The 16,792-nt window shown below is 55.4% G+C and carries 16 protein-coding genes and 1 tRNA gene; 8 read left to right on the forward strand and 9 right to left on the reverse strand.

Annotated features, from left to right (window positions below; all coding sequences use genetic code 11):
• Positions 1–65: 65 nt before the first annotated feature.
• The 5 genes from IGS16_RS14810 to mgtE all read right to left on the reverse strand — a co-directional run bounded on the left by IGS16_RS14810 (position 66) and on the right by mgtE (position 4,294).
• The gene (locus IGS16_RS14810; RefSeq protein ID WP_172355091.1) at positions 66–329 is read right to left on the reverse strand and encodes a hypothetical protein; all 264 of its coding nucleotides are present in this window, start codon (positions 327–329) and stop codon (positions 66–68) included.
• Complete coding sequence (locus IGS16_RS14815) at positions 326–724, reverse strand: Na+/H+ antiporter subunit E (protein ID WP_297086683.1); 399 nt, start codon at positions 722–724, stop codon at positions 326–328. The genes IGS16_RS14810 and IGS16_RS14815 overlap by 4 nt, the downstream gene beginning before the upstream one ends.
• A complete protein-coding gene (locus tag IGS16_RS14820) occupies positions 709–2,166 on the reverse strand; it encodes a cation:proton antiporter (protein ID WP_297086903.1) in 1,458 nt (485 codons plus the stop codon). The genes IGS16_RS14815 and IGS16_RS14820 overlap by 16 nt, the downstream gene beginning before the upstream one ends.
• A 98-nt stretch (positions 2,167–2,264) precedes the next feature.
• On the reverse strand, positions 2,265–2,612 hold the full coding sequence (locus IGS16_RS14825; RefSeq protein WP_297086685.1) for a cation:proton antiporter subunit C: 348 nt from the start codon (positions 2,610–2,612) through the stop codon (positions 2,265–2,267).
• Positions 2,613–2,911: 299 nt separating this feature from the next.
• Positions 2,912–4,294: a magnesium transporter gene (gene mgtE, locus IGS16_RS14830; protein WP_297086687.1), complete on the reverse strand. Its 1,383-nt coding sequence runs from the start codon at positions 4,292–4,294 to the stop codon at positions 2,912–2,914.
• A 230-nt stretch (positions 4,295–4,524) separates the two neighbouring features.
• Here mgtE and IGS16_RS14835 point away from each other — a divergent pair.
• Together IGS16_RS14835 and IGS16_RS14840 are read left to right on the forward strand one after the other, a co-directional pair.
• Positions 4,525–4,601 (forward strand) — tRNA-Met (locus IGS16_RS14835).
• Positions 4,602–4,841: 240 nt separating this feature from the next.
• A complete protein-coding gene (locus IGS16_RS14840) occupies positions 4,842–6,407 on the forward strand; it encodes a DUF697 domain-containing protein (protein ID WP_297086689.1) in 1,566 nt (521 codons plus the stop codon).
• A gap of 143 nt (positions 6,408–6,550) precedes the next feature.
• Here IGS16_RS14840 and IGS16_RS14845 read toward each other — a convergent pair whose 3' ends face one another.
• The 3 genes from IGS16_RS14845 to IGS16_RS14855 form a co-directional block, all read right to left on the reverse strand.
• Positions 6,551–8,101 carry an anthranilate synthase component I family protein gene (locus IGS16_RS14845; protein WP_297086691.1) on the reverse strand — a complete coding sequence of 517 codons (1,551 nt, stop codon included), beginning with the start codon at positions 8,099–8,101 and terminating at the stop codon, positions 6,551–6,553.
• 243 nt (positions 8,102–8,344) lie between these two features.
• Entirely contained in the window at positions 8,345–8,773 is a 429-nt protein-coding gene (locus IGS16_RS14850; RefSeq protein ID WP_297086694.1) for a photosystem I reaction center subunit II PsaD, read from the reverse strand.
• Between the two features lie 215 nt (positions 8,774–8,988).
• Complete coding sequence (locus IGS16_RS14855; RefSeq protein ID WP_297086696.1) at positions 8,989–10,695, reverse strand: hypothetical protein; 1,707 nt, start codon at positions 10,693–10,695, stop codon at positions 8,989–8,991.
• A gap of 298 nt (positions 10,696–10,993) precedes the next feature.
• Between IGS16_RS14855 and IGS16_RS14860 the strand changes: the two genes are divergently transcribed.
• The 6 genes from IGS16_RS14860 to IGS16_RS14885 all read left to right on the forward strand — a co-directional run bounded on the left by IGS16_RS14860 (position 10,994) and on the right by IGS16_RS14885 (position 15,844).
• Positions 10,994–11,350 carry an iron-sulfur cluster assembly accessory protein gene (locus tag IGS16_RS14860; RefSeq protein WP_068516864.1) on the forward strand — a complete coding sequence of 119 codons (357 nt, stop codon included), beginning with the start codon at positions 10,994–10,996 and terminating at the stop codon, positions 11,348–11,350.
• 50 nt (positions 11,351–11,400) lie between these two features.
• Entirely contained in the window at positions 11,401–11,826 is a 426-nt protein-coding gene (locus tag IGS16_RS14865) for a M48 family metallopeptidase (protein WP_068514727.1), read from the forward strand.
• Positions 11,827–12,092: 266 nt separating this feature from the next.
• Positions 12,093–12,278: a hypothetical protein gene (locus IGS16_RS14870; protein WP_172355073.1), complete on the forward strand. Its 186-nt coding sequence runs from the start codon at positions 12,093–12,095 to the stop codon at positions 12,276–12,278.
• A 498-nt stretch (positions 12,279–12,776) separates the two neighbouring features.
• The gene (locus IGS16_RS14875; protein WP_068514734.1) at positions 12,777–12,956 is read left to right on the forward strand and encodes a hypothetical protein; all 180 of its coding nucleotides are present in this window, start codon (positions 12,777–12,779) and stop codon (positions 12,954–12,956) included.
• Positions 12,957–13,300: 344 nt separating this feature from the next.
• Entirely contained in the window at positions 13,301–15,061 is a 1,761-nt protein-coding gene (locus IGS16_RS14880; protein WP_297086700.1) for a diguanylate cyclase, read from the forward strand.
• 243 nt (positions 15,062–15,304) lie between these two features.
• Positions 15,305–15,844, forward strand: coding sequence for a DoxX family protein (locus IGS16_RS14885; protein WP_297076726.1), 540 nt, complete (start codon positions 15,305–15,307; stop codon positions 15,842–15,844).
• A 145-nt stretch (positions 15,845–15,989) separates the two neighbouring features.
• Here IGS16_RS14885 and IGS16_RS14890 read toward each other — a convergent pair whose 3' ends face one another.
• Positions 15,990–16,625, reverse strand: a complete 636-nt coding sequence (locus tag IGS16_RS14890) for a DUF3318 domain-containing protein (protein WP_172355067.1) — start codon at positions 16,623–16,625, stop codon at positions 15,990–15,992.
• Between the last annotated feature and the right edge of the window lie 167 nt (positions 16,626–16,792).

The raw sequence follows: 16,792 nt of genomic DNA on the forward strand, positions 1-16,792 counted from the left end.
GCAGGCTTCCAATCAGCGGCAAGGCAATTTTAGGCAGACGTTTAGACAGATTTTCTGGAGATTTTCTAGAGGGTTTGTGACAAATCATTCAGCCGCTTGATGACGTGAGCTAGCAGCATCAAGCCCGCATTTCCTACACTGAGAATTAGCACACCCACTACACCAATCATCCAGTCGTCTTGCAAGATCGACACAATCAAAATCATGATTGAGGTTTTGGTGGCGATGCTGGCAAAAGCTAACATTTTTTGCCAGATATTATCGTCTTGCCATGCTTCATAAAGTGGAATCAGCAACGCCACCAGCATAATTAGGAGAATGAGCTTCATGATTGCCCTCCTCGCGTTACACGATGCACTTCAAACCAGCCCGCTTCGTGATATTTCAACACAATGGTTTTGGGTGTGAAGGTAATCAGAAAAATGTCTAGAAACAGAAGATGGGGCGATCGCCGAGGCTGCACATGCTGCAAGACAATTTCCTCCCGTTTGTGGGGACGAAGAATCATCTCGAAGGCTTCGGCATAGGCTTGAGGAATAGATGCGAAAACCTTGAACAACACCCGCAGCCATTCGCTGAGGCGGTCGTTTCGGCCGGTATCACCCCGGGGCAGCAGCAGCGCCACAGTCACGCCGATCACGATATTTGCCAAGCTCAAATTTGCGGTGAGCAAAAACCAAATTGTGAGCCTTAAGATAAGCTGCCGAGCTAGTTTGCCACCCATGCAAAGACCATCCAGAATACGAGGATTAACATTAAGCTCATGCCGCCGATTAAATGCTCGAACTTTTCAGCCGTGCGGGGAAGTTTGACATTGGCTTGCCGGAAGATCAGCTTGTGGGCAATCCAGGCAATTCCAATAATGAGCAGCGGCTTCAGGATATTTTCGACCGTATACGCTTCGTAGTAGACCGCATTAGCCAGCACCAATCCACCCAATAGCACCAGCATCGCCGCCCAAAATCCGGGCTTGAGCGGCTGGCTCTGGGAGTCTGGTGGAAATGAGCGATGGGGCAGAAAGATAAACTTTGCAAAGGCGATCGCCGTTCCGACGGCTGCCAGATTCATGCCAACGACCTGCCACGGCAGCAGACTTTTCATCGTCAGCACTTTTGCGCCAAAGCCCGACAGCAGCGGAAACCCAGAAATTGAGAAACTGGCGATCGCCAGCGCAATCCACAGCGACCTGCGAATCGGCACCTGGTGTAGCTCCTTGAAACTGCGACTGGGCAGGTTGCCTGCCAGCAAGAATAAGGACGACTTCACCAGTCCGTGCGTCAGCGCATAGAAGCCGCCCACCTCCGGTGCCGCCAGCACAAAACCCAACTGCGAGACAGTGCTAAACGCCAGCAGGCGCTTGGTGTCTTTTTCAAACACGGCGTAGGCCACGCCTAATAGCGCCGTCCCCACGCCAAACACCCGCACCATTGGGTCGATTTCCGGCAGCAGCAGGGCGCAGCGCATCAGCGGGTAAATCCCTGCCTTCACCACCACGCCCGACAGCAGCGCCGACACAGGCGATTCTGATTCGGAATGCGTGAGTGGCAGCCACAGCCCTGCCACAAACACACCGCCCTTGACCAGCAGCCCCAGAAAAATCAGGGCGATCGCCTCTAGTGGCGCACGGCTCAGCCCGCTGTAGGCAAAGGAGTGATTCGCTTGGTAGACCAGCACCGCCCCCATCAGGTAAAACAGCATTGCTGTATTGCTGACAAAGAGATAGCGCAAGCCCACCCAAATCGAGCGATCGCTCCGGGGATAGGCAATCAGCAGAAATGCTGCAATGCTGATTACCTCCAGCGCCACGTAGAGGCTCATAAAATCAGCACAGGCAAACGCTGCGTTGACGCTGCCGTGCAAAATCGTGAGCTGAGTATAAAAAAACGCCGACTTGCCTGTATCCCAGCAGTAGAGAATCACGGCTGCGGTCACCAGCGCGTTGGTGAAAATGAAAAATCCGCTGAGCGGGTCGAGCAGCAGCGTCACGCCAAACCGATCCAGCAGCCCAAAGCTGAGCGGCACTTCGCGCAAAAACAGCAGTGTGGCGTAAACCGCAGAGGCGAGTGCTGCTGCCAGCGCCAGAGGGCGAGCCAGACGGGGTATCAGGTACACCACAAATCCAGCAAACAGCGGCAACGCCACCCAGCCAATGGTCAAACGACTCATCGTGGCGTTGCTAATGCTCAGATCTGTGGCAATCGGGCTGCTAAACGAAAACCCGCTCATCCACCCATTGAACCCCTCCAAGAGGCCGGCGAGATGGTTCATGGCGTGTTCCCCCTTTCAATCTCGTTGGCCTCCAAAATGGGGTTGTCTCTCGCCAGTTTCATGATGCCAACCAGCATCAGCGCTTGGATCGAGAATCCAATCACGATTGCGGTCAAAATCACGGCTTGGGGCACGGGGTCGGCATAGGCTGTTCCTGCTGCGCTGTCCAGTCCCTCGGTCAGAATTGGCGTTTTCAAGCCCTCTCGCGAAGCAATCAGCACGTAGTAGGCGATCACGCCCGTACTCATCACATCCATCGAGATGATTTTCATCACCAGATTCTTTTTGAAGACGATGCCAAAGAACCCACACAAAATGGTGGCAATTACAAAGGCCTCTAACACAGCATCCTCCTTGTCCAAATCAAGCCTGACCCCTTTAGCCCCGCCGCAGCCCAATCCCTGCGGCAATGGCTTCAACCCATGCTGTCTGGAGCGAGCCAAAACTATAGACTTAATTCAATCATCAAATACCCATTGATAGCAATCATACTATGATTAGTTCGCTGTGTTTGAGGATATGAACTTTTTGCAAGGGCGTAGAAGCGTGGCTGAAGCTGTCTAGCTGGAGAGCGCTAGCCAGAGTTACTAGCCGGAGAGCGCTAGCTGGGGATAGCTAGTTAGAGATATCCAGCCGGAGAGAGCTAGCCAATGTTGAGCAGGAGTCTGGCGATGTTGAGGTAGATTAAAATGCCTAGGATGTCGGCGACTGTGGTGATAAAGGGCGATGCCATGAATGCCGGATCAAAGCCCATTTTGTGGAACAGGTAGGGCAGAAGTGTACCGACAGTAGCAGCCAATGCGGCGATCGCAATCAAACTCAGTCCCACGGTCAACCCAATCTCGATCTTGCCGACAAATACCATCGCAATGCCTAACACCAGTACTGCCAACACCAGCCCCAGCGCGGCCCCAGCAAACAGTTCTCGCAAAATCACCCGTGTAGGCTTCTTGTTTCGCAGCTCATCGGTACTCAGCCCGCGAATTAGCACCGTAGAAGATTGCGCCCCGATATTGCCGCCCGTGTCGATTAGCAGCGGCGTAAAGAAGGCGAGTTCCACCACGCTGTCCAGCACCTCTTCGTACTGCGACATGATGAACACGGTGGCAATGTTTGTCACCACCAGCACCAGTAGCCAGGGCGATCGCTTTTTCAAGATTGACAAAAAGCCGCTGTCGAAGTAGCTTTCGCCTTCAGCCCGCACGCCGCCGATAGCGTAAATATCTTCCGTCGCTTCCTCTTCTAAGATGTCGATCACATCGTCCACGGTTACCACGCCCAGCAGAATGCCCTCCTGATCCACAATCGGCAGTGCCAGCAGGTCATAGCGCTGAATCAGCCGCGCCACTTCTTCCTGGTCTACATCGGCTCGTGCAAAGATCACGTCGCGCTCCATCACGTCTTCTACCCGCTGATCGGGCGATGCCAAAATCAGATCGCGCAGCGACACAGTGCCCAACAGCCGCTTGACTGGATCGGTGACGTAGACGTAGTAAGCCACTTCTTTGTCACGGGCCAGTTCTCGAATGCGCTCTTGGGCCTGGCTGATGGTCATATCGGCCCGCACTGAAATGAATTCGGGAGTCATGACGCGGCCAGCGGTGTCGGGCTTATAGCCCAACAGCAGTGCCGTGGCCTGGCGTTCGCTGGGGTCGAGTTGGGCCAGTACTCGCCGCACCAGGTTCGCGGGCATTTCGTCGAACAGGTTGGCCCGATCGTCTGGAGCCATGCTCTCTACGATGTCGAGCGCTTCCTGATCGCGAAACTCTTCGAGAAGAGATTGCTGAACATCGCTGTCGAGATATTCATAAACGGCGATCGCCTCCGCCTTGCTCAACAGGCGAAACGCAAGCATTTGCATTGGCTTCGACAATCCCTGAATCGCTTCGGCAATATCGACAGGAGGAACCGGAACCAGCAGCATCTTTGCGCCTTCGTAGTTTTTTTGCTCCAGCAGTAGTTGAAGCTGATCGCGAACAATGTCACGCAGCTCGCTGCTGGAGGTCGGGTTGGCGGCTTGGGTCATTGCCTTTGTCCTCCTTGCTTATAAACATCAACAGGTGAAAACCAACAAGACGAGTGGGCTGGTCGAATCAGATGCGATCGCCCTCTCCGTCACACTCCCACATTGTTCAACAAAAGCCCCACCCTGACTAGGTTAATTAGGAGTCGCAGCGAGTTTTCTAAGAGGTTTCCAAGAGTTTTCTGAAAAACCTGGCCACGCCCGCCAATCTTTCGCTATACTTGAAAAGGCGACGCGGGATAGAGCAGCCTGGTAGCTCGTCGGGCTCATAACCCGAAGGTCAGTGGTTCAAATCCACTTCCCGCCACCAAATTGATCCCTGTAATGGGTTTCTAGGTTAAGAGGAGTCAGCATCAAGGCTGGCTTCTCTTTTTAATTTTTCGGACTAAAAAACAATCTGTTTCTATGACCCATTTTGTATGACTCAGTTTCCCCGCTTTTTGCGATTTTCAGGGGAAAGCTGCCTGATTTTGTAGAGGACTCCACACTCCCAGCGCGTTCAGCCAGCCCGGTAGAATAGAACAGGTGATGCGAAAGCGGTGAAACGAGCATGGTTCCTAAGATTCGGCGACCGTTGGTGGTGGGGAGTGTGGGGTTGACGGCAAGCGCCTGGTTGCTGCAATTAGGGCATCCTACCGGAGCGCATTGGGGCGAAACGATTGTTTGGGGGGCGATCGCCCTCGGCGGCGGCCTGTGGTGGTTTCGGCAACAGCAGCCCGCGCCAGAGTTGGACACCACGGCTCCGCTAGACCGCACTACAGTTGAGCAAGCGCTGAAGGCGCTAGAGCCGCTGCTGGATCAGCTAGAGCGAGAATCGGCGACAACCTCCAACAGCCCGACCCGTAGCACTGTTATGCTGTCGCTGCAACCCAGTCTGCGCGAGATTACTCCACAACGCTGGCGCGACCGCCTCGCCCTCCTGAGAACCGAGCTAGACCGTGACGCGCTGAATGTTGCCCTGATCGGCGGCAAGTCCGTTGGCAAAACCACGCTTGCCGAGCGCCTCACTGCCGATTGGTTGCCCCATATTGCCCAAACAGTGACGCTGACCGATACGCCTGCGCTGTTCGATGAGCTAGATGCCGCATCAGAAGTCGCCCTGGCTGCGGCGGCTGATTTGGTGGTCTTTGTGACAGCGGGTGACATCACCGATTCGGAATTTCAAGTGCTGAAGGAACTGTCGCGCCAGCAGCAGCGAATTGTGCTGGCGTTTAATAAGCAGGATCAGTACCTACCGGGCGATCGCCCGCTGATTCTTCAGCAAATTCGAGAGCGGCTGCTGGGTCAGGTTCCGGTGCAGGAAGTCGTCGCCATTGCCGCTGCGCCTGCACCATTAAAAGTGCGCCAGCATCAGCCCGATGGCACGATTCAAGAAACACTGGAGCAGCCCGCGCCGGATCTGTCCGCGCTGACCGAGCGATTGACGGGAATCGTCTCCGTTGCGGGGCCGCAGTTGGTGCTGAATACGACCCTGCGCCGCGCCACTGCACTGAAAGCCGAGATCCTGGCCGCGCTCAATCAATTGCGGCGCGATCGCGCGATGCCGATGATCGAGCAGGCGCAGTGGCTTGCGGGCGCGGCTGCCTTTGCCACGCCGATGCCCAGCCTCGACTTGGTAGCGACCGGAGCCATCAACGCGCAGATGGTGATGGACTTGGGAACGGTGTATCAGCAGGCTTTCTCAATGGAGCAAGCCAAGGCGATCGCCACCACCATGGCCGAAGTGATGCTGAAGCTAGGGCTAGTGGAAGTGTCTACCCAGGCGATCGCCCCCTTGCTGAAGAGCCATCTGGCCACCTTTGCTGTGGGCGGGGCGCTGCAAGGTGTAAGTGCGGCGTATTTGACCCGCGTCGCTGGCCTCAGCTTAGTTGCCTACTTTGAAGAACAAAGCCCAACGGCGACCCCGGCGGGCGAATTTGTCCTGAAGCGCGATCGCCTGATTCAGTCCATCAAAGCCGTCTTTCAAAACAACCAGCGCACAGACTTTTTGCAAACCCTGGTGCAGCAAGCCGCCAAACATCTGCCCTCCGCCACCGCGCAGCCCGTCGCGCTGCCCACACCCTTGGCCGCCCCTGCTGCCGAACCCATCAGCACCCAGGCGCAGGTGATTAACTAGATTAATGGTCTGAGGTGGCGAGCCGAACAGAATTGCTGGAAGCTTTCAGAGGCTTGACCAACAATCCAAAATCACAAATCCAAAACCGCAAATCCAAAATCGATATCGGCCTCACCCCTGACTCCTGGCCCAGTCCCGATTGCCTAGCTCTGTCGCAAGCAGCGGATTGCCTCTAGCATTCCCCGCGCCTTGTTCAGGGTTTCCTGATATTCCTTTTCGGGGTCAGAGTCGGCGACGAGGCCTGCGCCTGCCTGCACGCTGACAATCGAGGAGCCGTCGGGCTGATTGCGAACAACCATTGTACGGATGGCGATTGCCGTATTCAGTTGCCCCTCAAAGTCATAATAGCCATAGGCTCCAGAGTAGACCCCGCGACGGTTGCCCTCCAGTTCATGGATAATTTCCATTGCGCGGATCTTGGGTGCGCCGCTGACGGTGCCTGCGGGAAAGCAGGCCTTCAGCAGTTCCCACGCGGTTTTTCCGGGCGCGAGGCAGCCTACCACGTTGCTGACAATATGCATGACGTGGGAATAGCGCTCGATCACCATGAGTTCATCCACGCGCACCGTGCCGCTGCTGCACACACGCCCTAGGTCGTTGCGCCCTAGGTCTACCAGCATGACGTGTTCGGCAATTTCCTTGGGGTCTTGCAGCAAATCTTCGGCAAAGGCATTGTCTTCGGCGGGGGTTTTGCCGCGCGGCCGGGTTCCCGCAATGGGGCGCACCGTGGCAATTCTTCCGCCCTCGCCGTTTTCTGCCTTCACCATCACCTCTGGGCTAGAGCCAATAATCTGCCAGGTGGGGAAGTGGAAATAGGCCATGTAGGGCGAAGGGTTGATCAGCCGCAGCGAGCGATAGAGCGAGAAGGAATCGCCGCGATATTGCGTTGAAAGCCGCTGGGAAATCACCACCTGAAAGATGTCTCCCGCGCGGATGTAGTCCTTTGCTTTGACCACATTGGCGCAGAATTGCTCCTTCGTCGTGTTGCTGCGGTAGTCGGGTGGCAAAGCTCCTGCGTCTACCTTTGCGCCCGCATCTTTTCTCGGTGGGGTCCATTCCAAGATCGTGTCTTTGCCTGCCAGCGGCAGTTGCAGCTTGTCTACCATCTGCCGAACGCGATCGCCCGCCTGCTCATAGGCCGCTTGCAAATCAGTTGCCGGGTCGCGCAAATCGGCATAGGCGATCGCCCAGATCTTGCGCTGCACCTGGTCAAACACCAGCAGGTGATCGATCTGCATCCACAGCCCGTCCGGTGTGTCGTCCTCCTGGGCAGCAAACACAGGCACTCGTGGCTCGATCCAGTGGATCAGCTCGTAGCCCCAAAAACCAAACAACCCGCCAATTCCTGGCGGAAGCTGCGGCAGCGTCACGGGGCAATAGGGTTCCAGACAGGCCGACAGCGCTTCAAAGGGATCGCCCTCAAAGGCGACCTGAGCGCCATCCCGATGAGTTTGCACGGTACGAGACCCCCGCGCCTCCAGCACCCACTGCGGGTCGCAGCCGACAAAGCTATAGCGCCCGACGCGATCGCCCCCTTCCACCGACTCCAGCAAGAAACTGTAGGGCTGCCCCGCGCACACCTTAAACCACGCCGACACCGGCGTATCCAGATCGGCGACCCACTCCTGATACACCGGGACAAAGTTGCCCTGAGCGGCGAGTTCGGTGAAGAGCTGAAAATCAGGGAGGATCATTGGGAAAGGAGTAATAAGGGGTTGGGTGAGGAGATTAGAAACCGGTGAGAGAGCAAGGGTTGGGGTGAAGGCGGAACTTCCCCCTGCCGACCACTCCCTAACCTCTGACCCCCCATTCTAAGAGGAAACCCGCAAAAAAAGAGGGCAGACCTGAGCCTGCCCCGTCGCGAAAACCTATAGAGATTAGACAGAAATAAACTAAGAAGTTTAGACCAGAAATGAGGACAGACCAAGGGCGATCGCCTAAGGATCGAAGGTATTCCGTCCACTGAACTTGACCGTGGCAGGGTCGGGGTTGCTGCCAATGTTTCGCATCACCGTGCCCACCTGCTGGCGGCCTTGGTTCACCTTTTCGGGGAACACGCCATCGGCCGGATGGAGGTACTGGATCTCACCGTTGGGATAAACACGATAGATCTTGTAGTCCTCAATCCTGGGCTTGAACTTCGTGCGAAGTTGTCCACCCAGCGCGATGCACTGCTCCTTGCGGGCCAGATAGAGCAGGTTTTCACCCTGGTTCATGATGGCCGCGCCGCCCGTGGGCATTTCAAAGACCTGCTCCTTGGGGCTGGTCCACGTGATGGCGTATTTTTCTTCAGTATCAGCTTTGCTCAGCAGGCCGCCGGTGCTGCCGCCGAATTTGGGCGTTTGTCCAGTAAGCGTCTCTGTCATGAAAAGTATTTCCCTGAACAGTTTTTACGCATCGTATCACTGGGTTTGAACCCCCGAATCAAATTCTTGAGGAACTGTTACAGTTCTTTAGGCAGAAGGGATTCCGAGGCGATGCCCCCATCCATAGGTGGAAATTCAGAGGCAACAGGGGCACGCCTGTCAAGCCTGTTGATTGCCTGTTAAGCGACAGACTTGGTGGGCTAAAGGTTGGTGGGCTAAAACTCGTCAAGTGGTCTTGGTAGAAGCTGGAGCGTCCCCAGTCCAACTTCTTCGGAGGAGAGCGATCGCGCTTCAAAAAAGCCCAGCATGTGTTGCAGAGCCGGGTTGCCGCGAGATTTGCCCGTCAGCCCCATTGCCACAATTAGCCCACACTGTCCCTTGGTTTTTTTGCAGCGCTGATCCCACTTGCGCCGCGCTGCAAGGTGAACCGGATCTCGGTCACGAAACTCGCCCAGCAGATGCATCTTGCCATCGTTGGTGTGCAAAATGGCGAGGTCGAAGTGACTCTGGCTAGACGGGTCTTCGCCAGGATTGAAGGAAATGCCTTTCACGCCGCCAAACGCTTGAATTTCAGCCAGCAGTTCATTCGCTTTGGGGCGCGAAGTTTGGATCATGATAACGGGAAACTCGCTGGCTTTGGCAGGGAGTGGGGCGGGGCCAGGCTGGTGATGGGACACGCTCAGGCGCAGCGTTTCGACCAGCGTAGTTGGGATTGCCCCCAGACTGTACATCGCATCTTTGGGCACTAGGTCGTCCAGCAAGACGGGCACTGGCTCCGACTCATCCTCCAAGACCCCCAGCGAGTTGAGATAGTTCATATAGTCGGAAGGGTCACTGCCCGACATTTCTGCCAGTTCTGCGGCTACATCGGGCAGGGTAGACACTTTGACCGAGACTTTTGCTTTGGGATTTTTGGGATCGGGCAGGCGATAGTTCTTGGTCAACGCCGGAAAGGTTTCTGGGCTGAGCCGATCGAGGTGCTGCCCAAAAAACTTGTGGAGTGCTTGGAGGGTGAGCAAAACGGCGATCGCCTCCTCCTCATACAGCACCGACCGCATTCCCTCCAGCGGGTGCAGATTGCCGAAGGTCGGAATCATTTCGCTCATCTCCCCCAACGCTTCCAGGCGCAACTCTCCCAACTCCTCCGGGTGCAACTCGGGGCCATCCCCGTTGTCCAAAAATTCCTCGTCTGCTGGGTCAAAGGTGAGGAAAAGGCAGTCCTGCTGCAAAAAGGCCTGCTGCAAGTCGCGGGGCGAATCTTCGGCAGCAAGCACCTGCTGGCGAAACTGTTTGAGCGATTCGATAGAGCGATACATCAACACGCCAAACTCCATGCCCATCAGCCCCAAGATGGAAATGTAGAGCGTGCCCACATCGCCGTAGTTCAGCTCGACCGCAAAAATCTTCTCCTCATCTAGGTTTTCCCACGGGGCATCCTGCCAGATTTCTGCGGCTGCTTTTAGCACAGCACTGGCATAGTCCGGGGGCAGCGACGGCGGGCGCTGGCGGGCAGCATCCTGCAAGCCGTGGAAGATTTCGTCGATAATCGGCAACTCAGCGACATATTCCACGGCGATATCTAGGCCTTGCAGCACGCCGCGCAGAAAAAACTGAAGCTCGCGATCGCGCACCAAAATGCGCTGGGGTCGCCCGGGCCGGGCGCTGCCGCTGTGGGGATTTTCCATCGCCCGCAGCAGGGCCCGCACGATGGCTTCCGAGCCAGTTTCACTAGGGACAACATCCATTGCCCGCACGACTTCTTCCACCCCATCCACCCAGAGAATACAGTCCCCTTGCATATCGCCGGCATCAAGGGTTTCGGCAATCTCTGGCATCAGCGTCCGGCGATCGCCCTCCCACACGCTAGAAAGCTGGGGCAATTGTTGCAGCCGTCGCCGAGTGGAAGGAGTCAATGGTGTCATAGTCTAACCAGAGCAAGCCCAGTGGGGCTGGGTAGATATAGCGATTCTGCAAACTGAATACACCGTCTTTGAAAACTTAGCTATTGAAAGCCTGCTCAACGGCATATACGGCATATCTAGATGCTAAATGATACTAATCCTAGATGATTCGGCAGACCGAAGAACCCAGGTTTTGTTAGCATAAATTCACGCTCGCAGCGCTAAAACCGACCTGTGAGCCGTTTGCGTGTCTTTACCTCAAGTCTTTCTGGAAACGTTTGAGAAGTTCATTTACCTCGCCAAGGAGAGCTTCAAGCCCATGACCACTCAAGCACCACAATCCCAACAGCGCGGTATCTTGATGACCGACGCAGCGCTTCAGCATGTGCTGCAACTGCGCGAAAAGCAGGGCAAGGATCTTTGTCTGCGGGTGGGCGTGCGCCAGGGCGGCTGCTCTGGCATGTCCTACATGATGGATTTTGAAGATCCCAACAACATCCAGCCCACCGACGAAGTGTTTGACTATGACGGGTTTAAGGTCGTCTGCGACCCCAAGAGTATGCTGTATCTCTACGGACTGGTGCTGGACTATAGCGACGCGATGATTGGCGGCGGCTTCCAGTTCACCAATCCCAACGCCAACCAAACCTGCGGCTGTGGGAAGTCGTTCTCCTAAGTTAGAACTCCTAAGCTAGAACTCCTAAGTTAGCAACTATCCGTTAAACCATGACCGAACTGACCGTCGAAGAATTGTTTGAGCAGGGGGTGCAGCGCTATCAGGCTGGTGAAAGTCCAGACGTTCTGATTCCGCTGTTCAAGGAAGTGTGCGATCGCTCGCCCAAGAGTAGCGCCGCCTGGACCTGCCTCTCGTGGCTATACCTGCTAGACAGCAAGCCCACGCCTGCCCAGAAGGCTGCTCAAAAAGCCGTCAAGCTAAACCCCCAAGACCCACAGGCGCGAGTCAATCTGGCGATCGCCATGCTGGAAACCGCCAGCAAGGGCGTGCGGGAGCATGTGGAAATCGCGGGGCAAATCGTGGCGATCGCTCCCGAACTCAAGGAAGAAGTCGAAGGCAACTTTAAAGAAGGGTTAAGCCGCCGCCCCGACTGGAAGAGCCTAAAGCGCGTCCAGTCGTGGTTGTTCGAGAGCTGAGTTACAACGCTTAATAGTTTGAACTGCTGTACTGCCTCCATTTTCTGCCGGGTTAATATTGCTCAACCCGATAGAGGATGGAGGTTTTGCCATTTTGAATTGGGGCACTTACACAATCATTTAATTATTTAGAAGACGCAATCTTTCCTCAAGACTTTTAACTATGATTCAGCGAGGCGGATGATAAGATTTCATGAAATCGGTGATAAGTTTCGGCTATGACTTATCGCCTACAAAGCATATTCATATTCAAGGAGTTGGCAGCTATGTCGCATGACAATGTCGAAGTAAAGCCGGATACTCGCAATCACAAGGGCTTTTTCATCCAGGAAGGTCAATACAAGTTCATGGGCATTGACCAATCGGGTTGGGCGCTGATCTGCGTGGATGACGCGACTTGTCACTACGTAGATCCCGACAGCCTGGAATTGGTGGGCAGCGCCGAGCAATAAGTCCTCTGGGTTGATTGAGCAAGGCTTGCCTGAAAGCTTGCCTGAGAGAAAGTTAACTGAGAGAAGGCGAAACGGCGTTCTCTCAATCCTTTCTCAAACGCAATTCTCAGCAGGTATGTTCAACGACGAATCCCAAGATCAATCCCAACTATTCAATTGTTTTGAGATCCGTGTGAAAACTACAAGTGTGAGGCTCGTCTTGCGGCTCCTAGCCAACTGAGACGAGCCTTCTCCTTTTATGGGGCAGTGGGTTATGGGGTATTGGAGCATTCTAAATTTCAAGCAGCCTGCCGCGTCGGGAGGCTATTCTATGATTTAAGCAAGGATAGTCTTAGCAGACTGGACTGGGCAGGCTGGTTTACCCTCGCCGTTAATCCTGGTTGCTCTGACTGATGTGTTTCGTTGATTTGCTGTCAATTGCCTATGCCACTCGACAATTGCCCAAAATGCCAGCATCGGTTGGGGCCGCCGCTGAAGTCTTCGGGTCGTCAGGTTTGCATGAAATGTGGCTGGTCGGATAAGCCGCGCCAGGCCGCCGCACAGCCCCAAAAAGCTGCACCTCCGCCGCGTGATCTCACACCAGATGAAATTCACAAAATTTTGTCGCAAGCGGCGGCTGTTTCGCTTAACAATATGAAACCAAAAAGCAAACAAGATCCAACGATTAAAGACGAATAGGTGGCACGGCACATGCACAGGACTGCATCCTTTGGGAGGATACTGATACCCCCTCATCGAAGGATGCCGCAGAATTGCGATTGAGGCTAGGCTTTAAGTGCTACAGCATTTTCTTGCGGGGTGAGGCACACGCTGCCCTCATGAGGCAAGGGCTTATTGACCATCCGTGTGCCTCACTAGCTTCAAAAATGCTGTACACAGGTTCCGGTTTGGCGATTAGCCAGGTAGTTAGCTCAGTGACCTTGTGAGCGAGTGCTTGGACGCAGTTTGAGGTTTCGGGTTTGAGTTTGGGCGTTTTTCCTTGTCCTCTGCGCTTTGAGCGGCGCAGACCGTTTGGTGAAAAAGTGAAACCCTTAAAACAACTGGTCAGCCTTGAGGAGCGGGCGATCGCTCTCCGAAGCCCCACCGACTTGCTGCTGCGAAGGGCCGTTCAGGCGATCGCCTCCTACTTCCAGGTTGAGTGTTTGCTGTGGACGGCTCTGGAGGGCGAACCGGGTGAGTCCCGCGTGTATGGTTCACCGGGTGCAGGGGCCATGCTCCATGATGTGGAGGTTCAGCCTACTGGGGTAGAGCCTGCTGTCCCTAACCTCGCCGATTCGGATGCCGATTCTGATATTGATCAGCCCGCGCAGGATGAGGGGGCGATCGCCTGCTACGTGCCGAGGGACTTTCCGGCATGGCTGATTGACCAACTCGACGCGCCCCGGCTGACCCAGCTAGAGCCAGGTGACCTGATCGTGCCAATTTTGGCGCAGGCGTTTGATGTGGATGGATTCACCCCAGAAACCTACAGCGGGACTCGCGGCAATCTGCAACTACTGCTGCAAGTCCGGCGATCGCCTCAAGACTCGACCACTTCTGACCCAGCCGCAGATTTGGAACTCAGCAATCCTGCTGCGATTGTGCCGCCGACGGGAGCCTCTCCCGATGTCAATCAACTAGAGGGCTGGACGGCTCACGACGTTAGCTTGATCAAGCGGCTAGCCAATGAGCTTGGGTTGACCTACAGTTCGCTGCTGTGGCGAGAAAAGTTTGAGCGATCGCAGCGACAGATCGCCCTGATGGGCCGGATTGCCCACCTGCTGAATTCTGGTTTGGAAACAGATGACATTTTGCAGCAAATTGCCGCTGAGTTAGGCCAGGGGCTGATGGGCGATCGCTGCTTGGTGATGCGTCTCCAGGCGACAGGCGTTGCGCCAGTGGCTCACTGGGAGCGATCGCAGGTTGCGTTGCCTGCGCTAGAACATCTGGAGCGCAGCGAGGTCTGGCAGCCCGTCATCGACACCTTCTTAGACGGTGGTGCGTCTTATTTGACGGTTCGCCCCGATGCGACTTCTGGCGCTCTCCAACACTGGCTGCAACAAATGGGCGCAACGTCTGCCCTGCTGATTCCAGTTTTGATTCAGTCCGATTTCTTTGGCGCGATTTGCCTGCTCGACTATTTCAAAGTGCGGTGGTATGCCCTGGATGAGGTGCAAACCGTGCGACAGGTGGCAGATCATACGGCGATCGCCCTCGCCAGCGCCCAACACCACCATGATTCCCATCGGCAAACCACGGCGCTGCGGCTGCAAGTCATGGTTCCCCAAACGTCCCTGCGCGACTCGCTGACGCAGTTGCTCAATGCCGAAGCCTTCGACCAGGAGCTTCAGCAGCTTAGTCGTCCAGCGCTGTGGACAGTGCAGCCGCCCTTTAGCCTGATTATTTGCGATATTGACTATTTCAAGCTGATTAACGAGACCTACAGCTACAGCGTCGGCGACCAAATCTTGAGCCAGTTGGCTCAGCGCTTGCGTCGCCAGTTGCGTCAGGGCACGCTAGCCTACCGCTATGGTGGCGAAGAATTTGCCATTATCCTGCCGCGCACCTCGTTGACTGCCGCGCTAGACGTGGCCGAGCGTCTGCTGAATGCGATTCATGGCCACCCGTTTGACACATCGGCGGGGCCGGTTTCGGTCACCGTTAGTTTTGGGGTGGCGCAGCAAGACCCCAGGGGCGATCGCAACGCCCGCAGCGTTCTGCAACGCGCCGAGAAAGCCTTGCAGGACGCAAAACGCCAAGGCCGCGACTGTGCCAAAGGGCTGGAATTTGGGCTGGGTGCTTGAAGCTTAAGGGCTGCCGTTCAGTAGGGCCGCCGTTGAGTCAGTCTGCCGTTCAATAGGGCCGCCTTGCAATGCCGCCTTGCAATGCCGCCTTGCAATAGAGTTCATGCAAGATGCAGATTCGAGGTGGGGAAATCTCACTAAGAATTTGCATTTGGGAACTGGTCTTGACTATTAATTTTCGTTATATTACTTAATGAAGATATGTATCCACTTTAATCTCGTTTACCTCCAGTCGCACCCCCTATGAATACAATCCAGCGTGCCACCGGGCTATTGTCCGCCGTCCTCCGTCCAAACCTCACGCCGAACTATCCCTCACAACTTGCCTGGACAGTGCTTCGTGTGATTGCTGGTGTGGTGATGATTCATAACGGACTTGATAAGCTGTCCGACATTCCCAGCTTCGCGGAAGCCTACGTCAAAGTGATTGGGCTGCCGTTCCCGATTTTCTTTAGCTACCTCGCTGCCTACACCGAATTGCTGGCATCGCCGCTGGTGGCGCTAGGCCTGTTCACTCGCCCCGCTGCGCTGGGCCTGTTCTCGACGATGCTGGTTGCCATGTATCACCATGTTAAGGTGGCGGGCTTGAGCATTCCCTACCTGGAACTCTCGACGCTCTATGCAGCCGTGTTCCTGTTCTTCACCATCAACGGTGCGGGCTTGTTTTCGGTGGATGCGCTGCTGTCGGGCTGGCTGACGGCAATGTGGGGCGGCACGCCGGCTAAGTCCATTGCAGACTTGGAAAATGCCTACCAGCTTTCTGAAACGGCTTCTAACAAGTAAGGCTGCCGTTAAGCACTCAGAAAGGTCTGCCAAAAAGAGAAAGCAAAAAAATGCGATCGCACTCATGAAAGGCGATCGCATTTTTTACAAGCTTTTTAACAAGTTTCTCACGGGTCAAACCGAAGCCGTCAAGCGTCGCAAAGCCTTAGTACGCTTCTCCCTTCGAGCGAGCTTTTGCCTTAGCAGCGCTCTTCTTCAGCGCGTCCAGACGCAGTTCATAGCGGCGGCGCTCCTTCTTGTTCTTGCTTTGCTCCACCAGAATCTTGAGCGCACTGCCCAGGCTCTTGTAGGCATTGGGCAGAGAATAGCCAAAGCGCGTGGCCAGGGCGATCGCCTTTTCATCCGCTTCAATTGCCTCTCGCAGCGTCTTCTCGCCATTGTTTCGGGCATAGAGCCGCCAACCCGACACGCCGCACAACCCCAGCGCCAAAAGCAGCAGCAGCCCATCTTGAACCCACAGTTCGCCGACCGCGCCGCCCAAGCCGATGGCCAGAGCCGCCATTTCCCAGCCATCCTTAGGAATGGTGTCGTTTTGGATGCGGGCCACCTCATGCCAGAACAGCAGGTTTCGCTGATCCAGCGCCAGCGCATCCCACTTGGCCAGATCGACTTGAACCTCGACCTGATCTTTGCCAATCTCCTCACTGGTGATCAGCGGCGGATTGACTCCAGGCGACGCTTCGATCGTTACCCAGCTCCGCAACTCAGGCGGCAGCAGCGATTTCAGTCGGCGCAGTTCGCTCAAATCGGCCCTGGCAGAAGCAGTTGCGTAAGAGGTCATAGGACTTGTCTGGACTTGTCTAAGGAGTATGGTCTAAAAATATGGTCTAGTTTTGTCTACAGGAAAACCGGGAATCGCCAAGTACGCCACGAATCTGCCGTCACCCTGTTCTCCGCAATTCTAAAACAGCACCCTCGTAAAGGTACTTTCATGCAGTATAGCGATCG

Source organism: Thermoleptolyngbya sp. C42_A2020_037 (genome assembly GCF_015272455.1).
Lineage (GTDB): Bacteria > Cyanobacteriota > Cyanobacteriia > Elainellales > Elainellaceae > Thermoleptolyngbya.